The sequence below is a fragment of the Pseudomonas sp. LBUM1669 genome (assembly GCF_059695705.1).
The window spans coordinates 2,669,489-2,685,583 of sequence record NZ_CP166784.1 but is presented as its reverse complement, the minus strand read 5'-3'; the positions used below and the strand labels follow the sequence as shown (position 1 = coordinate 2,685,583).

17 protein-coding genes are annotated in these 16,095 nt (G+C 61.1%); 10 read left to right on the top strand and 7 right to left on the bottom strand.

Annotated elements, in window-relative coordinates; genetic code table 11:
- Positions 1 to 92 precede the first annotated feature (92 nt).
- The gene (locus tag ACA051_RS12515; RefSeq protein ID WP_497375003.1) at positions 93 to 1,085 is read left to right on the top strand and encodes an AraC family transcriptional regulator; all 993 of its coding nucleotides are present in this window, start codon (positions 93 to 95) and stop codon (positions 1,083 to 1,085) included.
- A 9-nt stretch (positions 1,086 to 1,094) separates the two neighbouring features.
- On the opposite strand, the gene ACA051_RS12510 is transcribed toward ACA051_RS12515, so the two are convergent.
- From ACA051_RS12510 to ACA051_RS12500, 3 genes are all read right to left on the bottom strand, one after another.
- Positions 1,095 to 2,303, bottom strand: a complete 1,209-nt coding sequence (locus ACA051_RS12510; RefSeq protein ID WP_497375001.1) for a cytochrome c biogenesis protein DipZ — start codon at positions 2,301 to 2,303, stop codon at positions 1,095 to 1,097.
- Between the two features lie 165 nt (positions 2,304 to 2,468).
- A complete protein-coding gene (locus ACA051_RS12505) occupies positions 2,469 to 2,723 on the bottom strand; it encodes a hypothetical protein (protein WP_497310080.1) in 255 nt (84 codons plus the stop codon).
- A gap of 48 nt (positions 2,724 to 2,771) precedes the next feature.
- Positions 2,772 to 3,038 carry a DUF2790 domain-containing protein gene (locus ACA051_RS12500; RefSeq protein ID WP_497310079.1) on the bottom strand — a complete coding sequence of 89 codons (267 nt, stop codon included), beginning with the start codon at positions 3,036 to 3,038 and terminating at the stop codon, positions 2,772 to 2,774.
- 306 nt (positions 3,039 to 3,344) lie between these two features.
- On the opposite strand from ACA051_RS12500, the gene ACA051_RS12495 reads away from it, so the two are divergent.
- From ACA051_RS12495 to ACA051_RS12475, 5 genes are all read left to right on the top strand, one after another.
- Complete coding sequence (locus tag ACA051_RS12495) at positions 3,345 to 4,085, top strand: response regulator (protein WP_497310078.1); 741 nt, start codon at positions 3,345 to 3,347, stop codon at positions 4,083 to 4,085.
- Positions 4,082 to 5,377, top strand: coding sequence for a sensor histidine kinase (locus ACA051_RS12490; RefSeq protein ID WP_497310077.1), 1,296 nt, complete (start codon positions 4,082 to 4,084; stop codon positions 5,375 to 5,377). The genes ACA051_RS12495 and ACA051_RS12490 overlap by 4 nt, the downstream gene beginning before the upstream one ends.
- Before the next feature lie 199 nt (positions 5,378 to 5,576).
- Positions 5,577 to 6,209 carry a CDP-alcohol phosphatidyltransferase family protein gene (locus tag ACA051_RS12485; RefSeq protein WP_497374999.1) on the top strand — a complete coding sequence of 211 codons (633 nt, stop codon included), beginning with the start codon at positions 5,577 to 5,579 and terminating at the stop codon, positions 6,207 to 6,209.
- Positions 6,196 to 6,795 carry a lysophospholipid acyltransferase family protein gene (locus ACA051_RS12480; RefSeq protein WP_497310075.1) on the top strand — a complete coding sequence of 200 codons (600 nt, stop codon included), beginning with the start codon at positions 6,196 to 6,198 and terminating at the stop codon, positions 6,793 to 6,795. Before ACA051_RS12485 ends, ACA051_RS12480 begins: the two co-directional genes overlap by 14 nt.
- Positions 6,792 to 7,739, top strand: coding sequence for a phosphatidate cytidylyltransferase (locus tag ACA051_RS12475; protein ID WP_497310074.1), 948 nt, complete (start codon positions 6,792 to 6,794; stop codon positions 7,737 to 7,739). Before ACA051_RS12480 ends, ACA051_RS12475 begins: the two co-directional genes overlap by 4 nt.
- A 144-nt stretch (positions 7,740 to 7,883) precedes the next feature.
- On the opposite strand, the gene ACA051_RS12470 is transcribed toward ACA051_RS12475, so the two are convergent.
- The 3 genes from ACA051_RS12470 to ACA051_RS12460 all read right to left on the bottom strand — a co-directional run bounded on the left by ACA051_RS12470 (position 7,884) and on the right by ACA051_RS12460 (position 10,951).
- Positions 7,884 to 8,642, bottom strand: coding sequence for an HvfC family RiPP maturation protein (locus ACA051_RS12470; protein WP_497374997.1), 759 nt, complete (start codon positions 8,640 to 8,642; stop codon positions 7,884 to 7,886).
- Entirely contained in the window at positions 8,635 to 9,474 is an 840-nt protein-coding gene (locus tag ACA051_RS12465) for an HvfB family MNIO-type RiPP peptide maturase (protein ID WP_497374995.1), read from the bottom strand. Before ACA051_RS12465 ends, ACA051_RS12470 begins: the two co-directional genes overlap by 8 nt.
- Before the next feature lie 142 nt (positions 9,475 to 9,616).
- Positions 9,617 to 10,951: an acetamidase/formamidase family protein gene (locus ACA051_RS12460; protein WP_497310071.1), complete on the bottom strand. Its 1,335-nt coding sequence runs from the start codon at positions 10,949 to 10,951 to the stop codon at positions 9,617 to 9,619.
- Positions 10,952 to 11,439: 488 nt separating this feature from the next.
- Between ACA051_RS12460 and ACA051_RS12455 the strand changes: the two genes are divergently transcribed.
- Together ACA051_RS12455 and ACA051_RS12450 are read left to right on the top strand one after the other, a co-directional pair.
- The gene (locus tag ACA051_RS12455; RefSeq protein ID WP_497310070.1) at positions 11,440 to 12,486 is read left to right on the top strand and encodes a class I SAM-dependent methyltransferase; all 1,047 of its coding nucleotides are present in this window, start codon (positions 11,440 to 11,442) and stop codon (positions 12,484 to 12,486) included.
- A gap of 190 nt (positions 12,487 to 12,676) precedes the next feature.
- A complete protein-coding gene (locus ACA051_RS12450) occupies positions 12,677 to 13,519 on the top strand; it encodes an NAD-dependent protein deacetylase (protein ID WP_497374993.1) in 843 nt (280 codons plus the stop codon).
- A gap of 115 nt (positions 13,520 to 13,634) precedes the next feature.
- On the opposite strand, the gene ACA051_RS12445 is transcribed toward ACA051_RS12450, so the two are convergent.
- Complete coding sequence (locus tag ACA051_RS12445) at positions 13,635 to 14,537, bottom strand: LysR family transcriptional regulator (RefSeq protein WP_497374991.1); 903 nt, start codon at positions 14,535 to 14,537, stop codon at positions 13,635 to 13,637.
- 151 nt (positions 14,538 to 14,688) lie between these two features.
- Between ACA051_RS12445 and ACA051_RS12440 the strand changes: the two genes are divergently transcribed.
- On the top strand, positions 14,689 to 15,387 hold the full coding sequence (locus ACA051_RS12440) for a CoA transferase subunit A (protein WP_309675526.1): 699 nt from the start codon (positions 14,689 to 14,691) through the stop codon (positions 15,385 to 15,387).
- Positions 15,388 to 15,420: 33 nt separating this feature from the next.
- On the top strand, positions 15,421 to 16,086 hold the full coding sequence (locus ACA051_RS12435; protein ID WP_010455523.1) for a CoA transferase subunit B: 666 nt from the start codon (positions 15,421 to 15,423) through the stop codon (positions 16,084 to 16,086).
- The last annotated feature ends 9 nt before the right edge of the window (positions 16,087 to 16,095 follow it).

Here is a 16,095-nt window from a genome sequence, read left to right as displayed (position 1 = left end):
CGTCGGGCAACACTGCCCGATCGTCCGGAGAATTCACGTTACGCGGCAACGCGCTCACAATCAGAAAGCCCTCAGCCGCACGGGAAGCCACCATGGACGCCCTGTCCCAAACCCTGCGCGTCGTTCGCCTGGTCGGTGCGATTTTCATCAATGCCAGGTTCACGGCGCCCTGGTGCTACCAGTCGCCCAGCGCCGACACGGCCGCCCCCTTTCTGGAGCCCGGTGCCGAGCGGGTGGTGATTTTTCACTTGATCACCGAAGGCGAGTGCTTTGTCGAGATGGGAAACGATCCGCCGCTGCGCCTGACCGCCGGCGATGTGGTGGTGTTCCCTCAGGGCGACGCCCATCGCATGAGCTCGCAACCGGGGCTGACGCCGGTCACGGGCAAGCGGCTGGACGTGGTGCTGGCGCGCCGTCCCCGGCAACTGAGTTACGGCGGTGGCGGCGCGGTCACGCGGCTGGTGTGCGGTTATCTGGCGTGCGATACGCGGTTGGCGGGCATGTTGCTGACGGGGTTGCCGGCGGTGGTCCGGGTCAATGTGCGCGGCTCAAATGCCGGAATCTGGCTGGAATCATCGGTCCGTTATGCGCTGGCCGAAGCACGCTCGCCCAGGCCCGGCGGCGAAAGTGTGCTGGCGAAACTGGCCGAGGTGTTGTTCATCGAGGTGTTGCGCCTGTACATGAACGAACACGGTGAAGGCCGGACCGGTTGGCTGGCGGGTGTGGGCGACCGGATTGTCGGTGCTGCCCTGAATGCGCTGCACAAAAAACCCTGTCACGCCTGGACCCTGGATGAACTGGCGCGGACCGCCGGCACGTCAAGGTCGGTGCTGGCGGAACGCTTTGCGCAATTGGTTGGGAGTTCGCCGATGCAGTACCTGACGCAATGGCGGATGTTGCTGGCGGCCAACCTGTTACGCAGCAGTAACCGTTCGTTGATGTGGATTGCCGAAGAGGTGGGCTACCAGACCGACACGGCCTTCAGCCGTGCCTTTCGTCGAGAGTACGGCGCGCCACCGGCGGCGTGGCGGCGCAATCAGGAGAAAAAACCAATGGCCCACGGCGCGCAGCCTATGAGCCATTGATGTCAAGGGTTACGCCGAAGGTGCCTTGGCCTCTTCCAGCAACTGTTGAATCATCTTTTCCTGGGTTTCGTAGGCGCCTTCACCGAAGTGGGTGTAACGCACCTGGCCCTTGGCGTCGATCAGGAAGTGAGCGGGCCAGTACTGGTTGTCGAAGGCGCGCCAGATCGCGTAGTTGTTGTCGATGGCCACCGGGTAGGTAATCCCGAGCTCTTTGACCTGATCCTTGACGTTGTCGATGATGCGCTCGTAACCGTATTCAGGGGTGTGGACGCCGACGACCACCAGGCCATCCTTCTCGTATTTCTTCGCCCAGTCCTTCACATACGGCAAGGTGTGCTGGCAGTTGATGCAGTCGTAGGTCCAGAAGTCCACCAGCACCACTTTGCCTTTGAGCGAATCATTGCTCAGCGCTGGCGAGTTCAGCCACTGAACGGCACCGGACAGCGACGGCATGGCGCCTTGGGCATTGTCCATGGAGTCGGCCTTGGCCTTGCTGACGAAGTAGTCGACGATTTTCGGCACGGTTTCCAGCACGCCTTTCTCGAGGGTGCTGACGCCTTCGGACGAGGTGCCGGCCAGCAGTGTCCGGTCGGCACCGGTGGAAATCACCGCCACGGTGGCCAGCACGGCAACACCGGCACCACGACGCAGCCAACCGGTGACCGGGATCGACGCCTTCAAGCGATTGACCAGGCCGCGACCGGCGAAGATCAAGGTGCCCAGGGACAGCGCGCTGCCCAAGCCGTAGGCCAGCAGCAACAGGCTGGTCTGTGCGTTCGCGCCCTGGAGCATGGCGCCGGTGAGAATCACCCCGAGGATCGGTCCGGCACACGGTGCCCAGAGCAGCCCTGTGGCCACACCGATCATGACCGAACCCAGCGGGCCAGACATTTTGCGGGTGTCGGGATCAAGGCGATTGCCCAGCGCCACGAAGGGACGGGCCATCCAGTCACCGACACGGGCGGAAATCAGCGACAGGGCGAACAACGCCATGACGATGAGGGCGACGTGGCGACCGGTGTTGTTGGCTTGCACCACCCATTCGCTGCTGACCACGGCCAGGCTGGAGATCAGGGCAAAGGTCAGGACCATGCCGCCGAGGGTGAGCAGGATGGATGAACGCGTGCGTTTGACACCGGCGAACAGGAACGGCACAACCGGGAGGATGCAGGGGCTGAGGACGGTCAATATGCCGCCCAGGAAAGCGATGAGAAACATGGGATCACCTAAACATGAGAGGGGGTGGGCGATTCACACCAATCCCCTGTGGGAGCGGGCTTGCTCGCGAAGAGGCCAGTACATTCAAAATTAATGTTGACTGACACTCCGCTTTCGCGAGCAAGCCCGCTCCCACAAGGATTGATGGTGGGCTCAAAACAGTGTTCAGACCGCTTGGTTATCCAGCAACTGCCCCTGTGGCGTGCGGCTAGCGCCGTTCTCTGCCACCAACTGACCTTGCGGCGTGCGGCTTGAACCGTCCTGTGCAAGGAAGGCATGACCGCCCTGCTCCGCCACCGGCGTCAGCTGGAAGCAGGTCGCGCTGCCACAGCTTTTCTGTTCAACAGCGGCATTGGCATGGGCCGCCGCGCCGGCTACGGAGAAAGCAACAGCGGTCAAAAAGCGGGTGACGTTATTCATGGTGTTCTTCCTGTTTCAAAGGGGGGTGGCAATCGGTCAGCGAAGGACTCAGTTGTCCGCGTTGCAGCCGTCGGCAAATTTTCGGTAATCCAGCACCTGGGTTTTGTGCTGGGAGTCCAAGTAAGTCAGCTGGGCATTCACAACCCCGCAGGAAGGCGTGGCGTCCTCTTTCAACGACACCACTTTCTTGATGTCCAGGTGGGTGCCGTAGGTGTAGGTTTTAGCGCTGACATCGGTGGCTTCGGCACGGGCCGACAAGGTGCAGATGTTCAGGGCGGCAAACAGGCAAGCGGCGTAGATGGCTTTGGTGTTCATGGCGGTTTCCTCAAGGCTTCAATGGCTAGGTCGTTCAATTGAGCCGAGGCGGTGTGGGTTGCCTCGATGGAACCCATTAGAAGCTCGCGAGGTATCTCGTCTGTGTCGAAAACAGCCGCGTGTAAATCGGTACGTATCAAAGCCGGCCCCTGATACAGAGCGATACAAAACCCCTGAAAAATCGTATTTTTGCGTTCGCGTGTATCCGCCGCTACGCCAGATACACTGCAATACAAAGGGCTGCGGGCGAGCGGGCCAAGGCTCGATAGACTGCGCAACATCCCCCATTGATAGAGGCCTGGCCCCATGGAACACGTCGATCACATTCTCATCGTGGACGATGACCGCGAGATCCGGGAACTGGTAGGCAACTACCTCAAGAAGAACGGCCTGCGCACCACGGTCGTCGCCGATGGACGCCAGATGCGCAGCTTCCTTGAGTCCACGCCGGTGGACCTGATCGTGCTCGACATCATGATGCCGGGCGACGACGGCCTGATGCTTTGCCGCGAATTGCGCGCCGGCAAACACAAGGCCACGCCGGTGCTGATGCTCACTGCCCGCAACGACGAAACCGACCGCATCATCGGCCTGGAAATGGGCGCCGACGATTACCTGGTCAAGCCGTTCGCCGCCCGTGAACTGCTCGCCCGAATCAACGCCGTACTGCGCCGCACGCGGATGCTGCCGCCAAACCTGGTGGTCACCGAAAGCGGTCGTCTGCTGGCGTTCGGGCGCTGGCGCCTCGACACGTCGGCCCGGCACTTGCTGGATGAAGACGGCACCATGGTCGCGCTCAGCGGCGCGGAATACCGTTTGCTGCGAGTGTTCCTCGATCACCCGCAGCGGGTGCTCAATCGCGACCAACTACTCAATCTGACCCAGGGCCGCGACGCCGACCTGTTTGACCGTTCCATCGACTTGCTGGTCAGCCGCTTGCGCCAACGCTTGCTGGACGATGCCCGGGAACCGGCCTACATCAAAACCGTGCGCAGTGAGGGCTATGTGTTTTCCCTGCAGGTGGAAGTGCTCGGTGCGCCGTCATGAACGTCACCCTTCGTTGGCCCCGCACCCTCGCCTCGCGCCTCTCGCTGATTTTTCTGATCGGCCTGATCCTTGCGCAGGCGCTGTCCTTCGGTGCGCAGTATTACGAACGTTACGAAAGCGCAAAAAACACCATGCTCGGTAACCTGGAAACCGACGTCTCGACCTCCATTGCCATCCTTGACCGCTTGCCGGCCGAAGAACGCATGAGTTGGCTGCAACAACTGAACCGCCGCAACTACCGTTATTTGCTCGACGAGGGTTCGCCGGGCGTGGCCATGAGCGATACGCCCATCGCGATGACATCGATCAAGGACGCCATCGGCAAGGATTACCCGATGACCGTGACGGACATTCCCGGCGAGCAGAAGCATTTTCAGGTGCACCTGAAACTGGCGGACGGCAGCCCGGTGACCATCGACGTCAGGCCATCGATGGTGCCGTTGTCGCCGTGGTTGCCCATCGTTCTGCTGGGCCAATTGGCGCTGATGATTATCTGCACCTGGCTGGCCGTCAAAATCGCCATCCGCCCCCTCACTCGCCTTGCCGAAGCGGTGGACAACCTTGATCCCAACACCCATGCGGTGCTCTTGGACGAAAAAGGCCCGACCGAAGTCGCCCACGCCGCCATCGCCTTCAATTCGATGCAGGCTCGCATCGCCGCGTACTTGAAGGAGCGCATGCAACTGCTGGCGGCGATTTCCCACGACCTGCAAACCCCGATCACCCGCATGAAGCTGCGTGCCGAATTCATGGACGACTGCAGCGAGAAAGACAAACTGTGGAGCGACCTCAGTGAGATGGAGCATCTGGTGCGCGAAGGCGTGGCGTATGCCCGCAGCGTTCACGGCGCCACTGAGGAGAGCCGCCGCACCGACCTTGACTCATTCCTCGACAGCCTGGTGTTTGACTATCAGGACGTGGGCAAGGACGTGCAACTGGGTGGCAAAAGTGCTGCGGTGATCGACACCCGGCCGCATGCCTTGCGGCGGGTTTTGGTGAACCTGACGGATAACGCACTGAAGTTCGCCGGGGCCGCCGAGTTGTGGGTGGAAGCGAAAAACGGCCTGCTCTCGGTGAAGGTCATGGATCGCGGACCGGGCATTTCCGAAGAGGACCTGGCCCACGTAATGGAACCGTTTTATCGGGTAGAGAATTCGCGCAACCGCAGCACCGGCGGAACCGGTCTGGGGCTGGCAATAGCGCAGCAATTGGCGTTGGCGATCGGGGGATCGTTGACGTTGAGCAACCGTGATGGCGGTGGGTTGTGTGCGGAGTTGAAGTTGCCGATTTAGCTTTTGTAGGAGCGAGGCTTGCCCGCGAAGGCCGTTAAGCGGTTCCACTTGAGAAACGAGTTATCGTTCTTCGCGGGCAAGCCTCGCTCCTACAAACGGCCCAATGGCGCAGGAAAGCCTTTATATTGTCGGGCACCGTCGCGCAACGTGCCGCGGTGGCGCACCCGATAGCAACCGACACTTATATGGATATTGGCAAATGGATGACAACCGAAGGCCCATCAAGACGCGCTCTGCGGGCTGGGCGAAACACATCACCGACCTTCTGGTGAAACGAGACATTTCCCCCAATCAGATCTCCGTCGCCAGCATCGCCTTCGCGCTCGCCGGGGCGGTGGCACTGAATATCGATAACGGGCTCATCGGCTCGATCCTCTGCGCCGTCGGCATTCAATTGCGCCTGCTGTGCAACCTCTTCGACGGAATGGTGGCGATCGAGGGCGGCAAGAAATCCGACATCGGCAGCCTCTACAACGAATTCCCCGACCGCATTGCCGACAGCCTGCTGATCGTCGCGCTGGGGTATGCCATCGGGTACGCCGATCTCGGCTGGTTTGCGGCGCTGGCCGCGGCACTGACGGCTTATGTCAGGGTGTTTGGCGGCTCGATTGGCCTGAAGCAAAGCTTCATGGGCCCCATGGCCAAGCAGCACCGAATGGCCGTGATGACCGCAGGACTTCTGTTGAATGCCGTCGAGGCCACCGTTTATGGCACTCACTACGTGCTGTTGATCGCGCTGGTCATCATCGCCGCCGGATCCGCCGCGACCTGCGTCACGCGAACTTTGGCCATCTCGCGCCAGCTCAAGGGGACTCACCATGTGGATCAGTAACGCGCTGATTTCTGTTCTTAGATTCCTCATCGGCGTCACGGCCCGATGGGAAAGCCCGCCGGACCTGACGCGCCAGCGCATCTATTTCGCCAATCACTCCAGCCACATGGACACCCTGGCAATCATCGCCGCCCTGCCACCGGAAGCCCGCGTGAACGTGAAACCGGTCGCGGCGGCGGACTACTGGGGCAAAAACCGGTTTCTGTCGTACATCTCGCAGAAAGGCCTGAATGCGGTGCTGATCGAGCGCAACCCGGCGCCCGGCGTCAACGTGCTGGAGCCGATTTTCGACGTGGTGCGCGCGGGCCATTCGATCATCATCTTTCCGGAAGGCACGCGCGGCAGCCAGGCGTTGCCCGGTCCATTCAAATCGGGGCTGTATCGCTTGGCCGAGGCGTTCCCCGAGGTTGACCTGGTGCCGATCTACCTGGAAAACCTGCATCGCTCCATGCCAAAAGGCAAACACGTCCCGCTGCCCATCATCTGCACGATCCGTATCGGCGACCCGCTGCAACGGATCAGCGGCGAGGAAAAACAGGTGTTTCTGGACCGGGCGCGTGACGCCATCGTGAGGCTGTCGGAATGAATCTTGATGAAAAGTTTTTGTGGTTCTTCGGCGCCATTGCCGGCCTGTTGGCCGTTGCTTCGATCATCGGCCGGATACTGGCCAGGCGCGCGACAACGGAAGGCTCGATCTCGACCATCGAAAACCTCAACCAGCGGGTGAATGCCTGGTGGGGCATGGTCATCATCTTCTTCGTGTCCTACCTGCTGGGCGGCAACGCGACGGTCATTTTGTTCGGCTTCATTTCGCTGTTCGCGCTCCGGGAGTTCATCACCCTGACGCCGACCCGACTGGGCGACCATAACGCGCTGTTTTCGGCGTTTTTCATTCTGATCCCGCTGCAATACGTACTGATCGGCACGCACTGGTATTCGCTGTTCACGCTGTTGATTCCGGTGTACGCCTTCCTGTTGTTGCCGGCGATTGCAGTGCTGAGTCAGGACACGGACGCCTTTCTGGAACGAGCGGCCAAGATCCAGTGGGGGGTGATGATTTGCGTCTACTGCATCAGCCACGCGCCGGCCCTGTTGCTGCTGGACCTGGAAGGTTTCAAGGGGCAGAACGCGCTGCTGTTGTTTTACCTGGTGTTCGTCGTGCAGTTGAGTGATGTGTTGCAGTACGTGTTCGGCAAACTTTTCGGCAAGCACAAGGTTGCGCCCCTGGTGAGCCCGTCGAAAACGGTGGAAGGATTGGTCGGTGGCGGCCTTTCGGCAACGCTGATTGGCGGGTGCATGTTCTGGATGACCCCGTTCAGTTTCTGGCAGTCGCTGATGATGTCGTTTGTCATCGTGGTGATGGGTTTTCTGGGTGGGCTGGTGATGTCCGCCATTAAACGCAGCCTGAGCGCCAAGGATTGGGGGACCATGATCAAGGGTCATGGCGGCATGCTGGATCGGATGGATTCGATTTGCTTTGCGGCGCCGATTTTCTTTCACCTGACACGGTATTTCTTCTCCGCCCCATAAATTCCCAGTCACCACTTGACCCTGTGGGAGCGGGCTTGCTCGCGAAGGCGGAGTGTCAGTCGACGATGATGTTGCCTGACACTCTGCCTTCGCGAGCAAGCCCGCTCCCACAGAGTCAAGTGGTGTTTGGGCGATTGTGGTCGGTCAGGCTTTTATGCCAATCACCCCTTCCCCATGCATCTGCCGCAACAACGCCGCCCCGCTCTCCATGAACACTGGCGATCCAGCACCCCCCGCCTCCACCGCCAATGCTTCCAGCTGTGCCTGCCCGTCCAGCTCGGGAAATTCCTCGACCCGCTGCAACAACCGCCACGCCAGCGGGCTCAACTCGGAAAACTTCACACTCCAGTCTTCAGCCCGACGCACCAACAATAACGTGGGTTGAGGCGGTGCACTGTCCGGTTGATGATCCGGCCCCACCCACTGCACCGGCCAGGCATAGGCCAACGGCCACGCCAGCGGCGATACCTGCAACGGTCGCGCCAGAATCAACGCCACATCACTCGACGCCAACGGCTCGGCTTCGGACTGTTGCAACGCCATTTCAACCCACTCGTAATGCGCCAGTTCCACCATGAACGGCGGCCACTCGCCCTCGCTCAACGCCTGCGGACCGGAGGCCAGGTGTTCGACAAACTCCTTGGCGATTTCACCGAATTTCGGCGTGCGCGCGCGGTAATCCCGCAGGAAGATCCGTACCAGCGAACGCCAGCGCTCATCACCGAGAATCTTGATCAGCACCGGGAAGGTCCCGCTGAGCAGCAACGACAGGTTGGAAAAAATCAGGTCGCGGTAAACCTGTGCCCGCGCCACATCCATCCCGGCTGGCGGCGCGTGGTGATCGGGATCTCGCAGGTACAGGCCCAGCGTGGATTGCTGTTGATGCAGCGAGTGCTTATCCACGGTTCACCCCCTCGGTCTGCAGCCGGCGAATGGTCTGCAATTCAGCCACCAGTTCAGAAAACGCGGGGAAGTTGAAGTCCCGTTCCAGCAGCGTCGGTTGTGCGCCAAACCGGGCGTAGGCCTGGGCCAGCAACGACCACACCACCGGTTTCACCGACGCGCCATGGGTGTCGATTTTCAACGTGTCGGACTCATCGAAGTGCCCGGCCACGTGCATCGCCACCACCCGCCCCGAATCGATGCCCGCCAGAAAGGTCTGCGGATCGAAGCCGTGATTGATCGAGTTGACGTAGACATTGTTGACGTCCAGCAGCAGGTCGCAATCGGCTTCACGCAACACCGCGTTGGTGAACGTCACTTCGTCCATGTCCTGCTGCGGCGCGGCATAGTAGGACACGTTCTCCACCGCCAGACGCCGGCCGAGAATGTCCTGGGCCTGGCGGATCCGCGCGGACACGTGGTGCACCGCTTCTTCGGTAAACGGCAACGGCAACAGGTCGTAAAGGTGACCGTCATCGCTGCAATAACTCAGGTGCTCGCTGTACAGCGGCACGTTGTAATGATCGAGGAACACCCGCACTTCCTGCAAGAACCCGACGTCCAGCGGTGCCGGCCCACCCAGCGACAGGGACAAACCGTGACAGGACAACGGAAAACGCTCGGCCAGGGCACGCAACGCATGACCATGGGCGCCACCGATGCCGATCCAGTTTTCCGGCGCGACTTCCAGAAAGTCGAAATCGCCGGTACGGGCGGCCTGAAGGTCCTTCATTAAACCGCGACGCAAGCCAAGCCCGACGGTCGCGTTCGTTGAGGTGATGGGGGTCTGCATGGTGTCGGTCTCATGGTTGCCAGTACGGAATCACAGTTAACCGAAGCGATGTATCAGCCCTGTGTTCCGGTCCGGCAGAAAATCGCAGCGCTTGTATCGCCGGCGGGTCTGTACACACTTGGGTACAGACCCTTGTCAGGCGTTACGCCAGGTCGTATTTCTCGCGCACCAGATGGCCGATGCCGATGCGATCGAGCACGTTCATCGGGCACAGGAAGGTCACGCGCACGGTGCCTGGCAAACGGCTGATGTCGATCGAGCCGGTGATGGTCGCGCGGTTGAGCACTTCGTCATACGGCAAACCGGTGACCGACGCGGCACGTTTCAAGCCGTTCTCGACGGCGACGTTGAGGTTCTCGCCGCTGCCGATAAAGGTGATCGGGCCGCTCTGCTCGATTTCATGCTGACCCCAGCGCTCGCCCAGTTCACGGACTTTCTGCCGCTGTTCGGCATTCATGGGCCGCGCCATCGGCGGCAGATCGTCGAGGTTTTGCAAGAGGATCGGCCCTTCCAGCGTCAGGTTTTTTACCACTTGCACCACCACTTCGGTTTCCCCGGAGCAATCGGTGGCGTGCCCGGCGATCTCGCCGTTGCCCTGCTGGGCGTGCATGTCGCCCATGTACACACCGGCCCCCGGCACTTTCACCGGGCAGATCAACACGCAGCCTTCGCGGATCGAGTTGGTGTCCATGTGGCCGTCGGTCTTGGCCGCGTGCAGCTCTTCGCGGGTCATGCCGAAACGGTGCGGTGCATTGATCAGGTATTGGCCGAAGTCGGCGCAGTTGTGCGAGTCGGGCAAGTCACGGGACGGCGTGGTGCCGATGTTGCCGAGGAACGGGCGCATGTGCGCGGCAACCCCGGGAATGTCGGCGCGGGCCAGGGACAGGATCGAATGCTGGGCTGCGAACTCCGGCAGCGCCGACATTTGCGAAGCATTGCCGGCCAGTCGGTTGGCGACGTCCTGATTGACGGTCAGGCTGACCTGATTCTGCGCATCGAACACGATCACGTAGCCATGGCTGAAGCGAAATGCGCTGACCTCGGCGCCGCATTCATTACAGCGAATCGACTCCTCGCCAATGCCTTCGACATGGCTGGCCGGATGGTCGGTGCCGCATTTGGAGCAGAACTTGGCGACGAACGGGTCGCCGTTGTAGCGGCCCTCAACGAAGCTCATGACGCCGGACGACGTCGCCAGCGAGGTGACGCGCATGCTTTTGATCTTGATCGCCACCGCGTCGCCGACTTCCGCTCCGGCGATGGCCACCGGTTGCGTCACTTCGTGGCCGCCCTCGAAGGCGGGCGTGATCATCGGGCCCCAGCAACCCGGCGGTGTACCGGTGATCAGGGTGCCGCCGTCGGCCAGAGGGCCGAGCATCGGCTGGCTGGGGCCGATGATGCCCTGGGTGTAGTGATCGACGCGCAGGTGGTTGACGGGAGCGGATTTCAGGTCGGTTTCAGGCACGAGCGTGGTCATTGTTGTTCCCTTCACGGAGTCACGAGCGAAGATGGCCGCCTGTTGCGACGACCCTGAAAAGTGCCTCGACAGCCCCGGGTTTCGGGCGCTGGGTAGCCTTTACAGTTCATCGCAGGTTTGTATCTGGTCTGTGTTCGGTGGGAGCCGCGAATGAAGTGGAATGTATCGGGACGGCGGTTGGATACAGTGCGATACACACCGCAAATCCTTGTAGGAGCGAGGCTTGCCCGCGAAGACGGAGTGTCAGGCAATACTTTTGTCGACTGACACTGCGCCTTCGCGGGCAAGCCTCGCTCCTACAGGGGATTTGTGTCGGTCTGGGGAATGGGGCTTTCGTCGCTCCAGGCCGCGACGCACGGGGCTCGGACTAAACTTGTTGCACGCGGGACGTGCACAGCGTCCTGTTCATTCCCACGACCACCGCCCAGAGGTACACGCCTCGATAAACAAGGCCTCTGGACCGTGATCCTGCTGAAGGAGCACACGTGATGGACGAGGCCCGACTCAATGATTTCATGGGCAAACTGGTAAACGACATGGGCGGCGCGGCGATGCTTGCCAACGTCATCCTCGGCGAAGAGCTCGGCCTGTACCGGGCCATGGCCGACAGTCAGCCGATCACCCCTGAAGCACTCGCCGACAAGACCGGCTGCAATCCCCGCCTGCTGCGCGAATGGCTCAGCGCCCACGCCGCTTCCGGTTACATGGAACACGAGGGCGGCCAGTTCCGCCTGCCCGAAGAGCAAGCCCTGGCGCTGGCGATCGAAGACTCGCCGGTCTATATCGCCGGCGGTGTCGGGGTGGTCGCGTCGTTTTTCCATGACAAAGACAAACTGGTCAACGCCATGCGCGGCAACGGCGCCCTGGCCTGGGGCGACCACCATCCGTGCATGTTCAGCGGCACGGAGCGATTCTTCCGCCCCGGGTACAAAGCGCACCTGATCGCCGAGTGGCTGCCGGCCCTCGACGGCGTGGTCGCCAAACTGCAGGCGGGGGCCAAAGTGGCGGACATCGGCTGCGGCCACGGTGCCTCCACGGTGATCATGGCCCAGGCGTTCCCGGACTCGCGGTTCGTCGGCTTCGACTACCACGCACCCTCCGTCACCGTTGCCACCCAACGCGCTGAAGAAGGCGGCGTTTCCGGGCGCGCGAGGTTCTTTCAGGGCACCGCGAAAAGCTTCCCCGGCGACGACTATGATCTGGTCTGCTATTTCGACTGCCTGCACGACATGGGCGACCCGGTGGGCGCGGCAAAGCACGCTTATGACGCACTGAAACCGGACGGCACGGTGCTGCTGGTGGAACCGTTTGCCAACGACTCGCTCGACGACAACGTCACCCCGGTTGGGCGGTTGTTCTACGCTGCGTCGACTTTCATTTGCACACCGAACTCACTGTCCCAGGAAGTCGGCCTTGGGCTCGGCGCCCAGGCGGGTGAAGCGCGGTTGCGCAAGGTGTTTACCGAGGCGGGATTCAAGAGTTTCCGGCGGGCCACGGAAACGCCGTTCAACCTGATTCTGGAGGCGCGCAAGTAACCACGCCGCTCACTGCCCCCCTGTAGGAGCTGTCGAGTGAAACGAGGCTGCGATCTTTTGACTTTGATTGTTTAAAAACAAGATCAAAAGATCGCAGCCTCGTTTCACTCGACAGCTCCTACAAGGGATCGCGTTCGGCGGGTTAGCAAGTGCTACGCTGCAAACACTCAAGATACCCGGAGTGTTGAACATGCTCGACCGCCGCATCCGCGAACAACTCGATCGGCTCCAGCAACTGATGGCCGAGCAGCCGTTCATGGTCCTGACCGGCGCCGGCATCAGCACCCCGTCGGGCATTCCGGACTACCGCGACAACCAGGGCGTGCGGCGTGGCCGGCAACCGATGATGTACCAGGAGTTTCTCTCGGCCCCGGAATCACGGCGCCGCTATTGGGCACGGGCGATGCTCGGCTGGCCGCGCGTACGCCAGGCTCAGCCGAACGTGGCCCACGAAGCCCTGGCCAGTCTGCAAAGCAGCCGGCAGATCAGCGGGCTGATCACTCAGAACGTCGACACCTTGCACGATCAGGCCGGCAGCCATGACGTGATCGAACTCCACGGCAGCCTGCACCGGGTGCTGTGCCTGGACTGCGGACAGCGCAGCGAGCGCGATTCGATCCAGCAACTGATGGAAGCGCAGAACCCCTATCTGGCCGGGGTCGATGCGGTGCAAGCGCCGGATGGTGACACGCTGCTGGATCCGGCGTTCGAAGCGCGGTTCCAGGTGCCGCACTGCCCCCACTGCGCGGGCGAGCGGATGAAACCGGACGTGGTGTTTTTTGGCGAGAACGTCGCGCAGGTGACGGCAGCCAAGGCCATGGCGGCGGTGGAACAGGCGGCGGGATTGTTGGTGGTGGGGTCGTCGCTGATGGCGTATTCGGCGTTTCGCTTGTGCCGGGTGGTGGCGGATCAGGGCAAGCCGTTGATTGCGATCAATTTGGGCAAGACTCGTGCGGATGACCTCCTGGAGATGAAGATTGAGGCGTCGTGCGAACAGCTTTTGCCCTTGCTGTCCCAGCGCTTCTCTTCCTGATCAACCCAAAACCCTGTAGGAGCGAAGCTTGCTCGCGAAAGCGTTGTGTCAGTCGACTTCAATGTTGAATGTGCCGGCCTATTCGCGGGCAAGCCTCGCTCCTACAGGGCGATGATCAGGGCATGGACACTTGTTGTCCCAGGTTTTCGGCTTTGAGAATATCGAACAACGCCTGCGCCGCCGCCGACAGTTCAACCCCCGGCTTGGTCAGCACCCCGATCGCCCGTTCCACCACCGGGTCGCGCAAGGTAATGCAGCGTGCGCCCAACTCGCGCATCTGCCCGGCGCACAACGCCGGCACGGCGCTGACGCCCAATCCGCTGGCCACCATCCTTCCGACAGTCGCCAACTGATGGCTTTCAAACTCCACCGGCAACTTCATCCCCCGGGCCTGCAAGTGTTCTTCCAGCATCACCCGCACCGTCGACGGACGCTGCAAGGTAATGAACGGTTCCTTGAGCAAGGTTTGCCAATCAATGTCGTGCCGTTGCGCCAAGGGCGAATCGTCCGGCACCACGGCAACGAAACGGTCCATATACAACGGCGTGAATGCCAGCGATGAACTCTGCGTCGGCTCAAACGCCACCCCCAGCTCCACCTGCCGGTCGCGCACCATTTCCAGCACTTGCTCGTTGATTACATCGTTCACCGTGACGTTGACCTTGGGATAACGGGCGCGAAAGGTCTTGAGGATCGGCGGCAGCAGATTGCCGGCAAAAGATGGCATTGCCGCCAGGGTCACGCGTCCGCGCTGAAGGGTGAAACGCTGGCGCAGTTCATCCTCGGCATTGTCCCAATCCGCAATCAGCCGGCGAGCCAGGGGCACCAGCGATTCGCCTTCCGCCGTGAGCGCCACATTGCGCGTGTTGCGCGTGAACAACCGCCCGCCCAAGCCCTCCTCCAGGGCCTTGATGGTCAGGCTCAAGGCCGATTGCGACAGGTGCAACCGCTCGCACGCCACGGCAAAACTCAAGCTCTGGGCCACGGCCAGGAATGCGCGGATCTGCTTGACTGTCATGGGCGCCGGCTCCAACGTATTACAGATGAGTGATTGGTGAGTTTTATCTATCAATCAACCTTAAAAATCAACTTAACAAATGAATCCTTCAGCGAGACACTCCTACCCCATACGGCTAGCCAGCCGCCCACAAAGAATAAAAGAGGTGCATATGGCAGGTTTCGACAAGCGCGTGAGTTCCTATGAGGAAGCTCTGGCAGGTCTTGAAGACGGCATGACCGTGATCGCCGGCGGCTTCGGCCTGTGCGGGATCCCGGAAAACCTGATCGCCGAGATCAAGCGCAAAGGCACCCGTGACCTCACCGTCGTTTCCAACAACTGCGGCGTCGACGGTTTCGGCCTCGGCGTGTTGCTGGAAGACCGGCAGATTCGCAAAGTGGTGGCCTCCTACGTTGGTGAGAACAAACTGTTCGAAGACCAACTGCTCAAAGGCGAAATCGAAGTCGTCCTGACCCCCCAAGGCACCCTCGCCGAAAAAATGCGCGCAGGCGGCGCCGGCATCCCCGCTTTCTTCACCGCCACCGGCGTTGGCACTCCGGTTGCCGACGGCAAGGAAGTGCGCGAATTCCATGGCCGCCAGTACCTGATGGAAGAATCCATCACCGGTGACTTCGCCATCGTCAAAGGCTGGAAAGCCGATCACTTCGGCAACGTGATCTATCGCCACACCGCCCAGAACTTCAACCCGCTGGCCGCCACTGCCGGCAAGATCACCGTGGTCGAAGTCGAAGAAATCGTCGAACCCGGCGAGCTGGACCCGTCGCAGATCCACACCCCTGGCATCTACGTCGACCGGGTCATTTGCGGCACGTTCGAGAAGCGCATCGAACAGCGCACCGTGCGTAAGTGATCCCCTGCCCCCGGACCTGAAGGAAAAATAACAATGGCACTTTCCCGCGAACAAATGGCTCAACGCGTCGCCCGCGAAATGCAGGACGGCTTTTACGTGAACCTGGGCATCGGCATTCCGACCCTGGTGGCCAACTACATCCCAGAAGGCATGGAAGTCATGCTGCAGTCGGAAAACGGTCTGCTCGGCATGGGCCCCTTTCCTACTGAAGAAACCATCGATGCCGACATGATCAACGCCGGCAAACAAACGGTCACCGCACGTATCGGCGCTTCGATCTTTTCCTCGGCCGAGTCCTTCGCGATGATTCGCGGTGGTCATGTCGACCTGACCGTGCTGGGCGCCTTCGAAGTCGACGTGCAAGGCAACATCGCCTCGTGGATGATCCCCGGCAAACTGGTCAAGGGCATGGGCGGCGCCATGGACCTGGTGGCCGGTGCCGATAACATCATCGTCATCATGACCCACGCGTCCAAGGACGGTGAGTCCAAACTGCTGTCCAAATGCAGCCTGCCGCTGACGGGCGCCGGGTGCATCAAGCGTGTGCTGACCGACCTGGCTTACCTTGAAATCGAAAACGGCGCGTTCATTCTCAAAGAACGTGCGCCGGGCGTCAGCGTCGAAGAGATTGTCGCCAAGACCGCCGGTAAACTGATCGTGCCGGATCACGTTCCGGAAATGCAGTTCGCTGCCCAGTGAGGAATCATT

Excerpts from the sequence above, each read along its gene's own strand:
- ACA051_RS12515 (WP_497375003.1), top strand. The coding sequence starts at position 93 with ATGGACGCCCTGTCCCAAACCCTGCGCGTCGTTCGCCTGGTCGGTGCG.
- ACA051_RS12510 (WP_497375001.1), bottom strand. The coding sequence starts at position 2,303 with ATGTTTCTCATCGCTTTCCTGGGCGGCATATTGACCGTCCTCAGCCCC.
- ACA051_RS12505 (WP_497310080.1), bottom strand. The coding sequence starts at position 2,723 with ATGAATAACGTCACCCGCTTTTTGACCGCTGTTGCTTTCTCCGTAGCC.
- ACA051_RS12500 (WP_497310079.1), bottom strand. The coding sequence starts at position 3,038 with ATGAACACCAAAGCCATCTACGCCGCTTGCCTGTTTGCCGCCCTGAAC.
- ACA051_RS12495 (WP_497310078.1), top strand. The coding sequence starts at position 3,345 with ATGGAACACGTCGATCACATTCTCATCGTGGACGATGACCGCGAGATC.
- ACA051_RS12490 (WP_497310077.1), top strand. The coding sequence starts at position 4,082 with ATGAACGTCACCCTTCGTTGGCCCCGCACCCTCGCCTCGCGCCTCTCG.
- ACA051_RS12485 (WP_497374999.1), top strand. The coding sequence starts at position 5,577 with ATGGATGACAACCGAAGGCCCATCAAGACGCGCTCTGCGGGCTGGGCG.
- ACA051_RS12480 (WP_497310075.1), top strand. The coding sequence starts at position 6,196 with ATGTGGATCAGTAACGCGCTGATTTCTGTTCTTAGATTCCTCATCGGC.
- ACA051_RS12475 (WP_497310074.1), top strand. The coding sequence starts at position 6,792 with ATGAATCTTGATGAAAAGTTTTTGTGGTTCTTCGGCGCCATTGCCGGC.
- ACA051_RS12465 (WP_497374995.1), bottom strand. The coding sequence starts at position 9,474 with ATGCAGACCCCCATCACCTCAACGAACGCGACCGTCGGGCTTGGCTTG.
- ACA051_RS12460 (WP_497310071.1), bottom strand. The coding sequence starts at position 10,951 with ATGACCACGCTCGTGCCTGAAACCGACCTGAAATCCGCTCCCGTCAAC.
- ACA051_RS12455 (WP_497310070.1), top strand. The coding sequence starts at position 11,440 with ATGGACGAGGCCCGACTCAATGATTTCATGGGCAAACTGGTAAACGAC.
- ACA051_RS12450 (WP_497374993.1), top strand. The coding sequence starts at position 12,677 with ATGCTCGACCGCCGCATCCGCGAACAACTCGATCGGCTCCAGCAACTG.
- ACA051_RS12445 (WP_497374991.1), bottom strand. The coding sequence starts at position 14,537 with ATGACAGTCAAGCAGATCCGCGCATTCCTGGCCGTGGCCCAGAGCTTG.
- ACA051_RS12440 (WP_309675526.1), top strand. The coding sequence starts at position 14,689 with ATGGCAGGTTTCGACAAGCGCGTGAGTTCCTATGAGGAAGCTCTGGCA.
- ACA051_RS12435 (WP_010455523.1), top strand. The coding sequence starts at position 15,421 with ATGGCACTTTCCCGCGAACAAATGGCTCAACGCGTCGCCCGCGAAATG.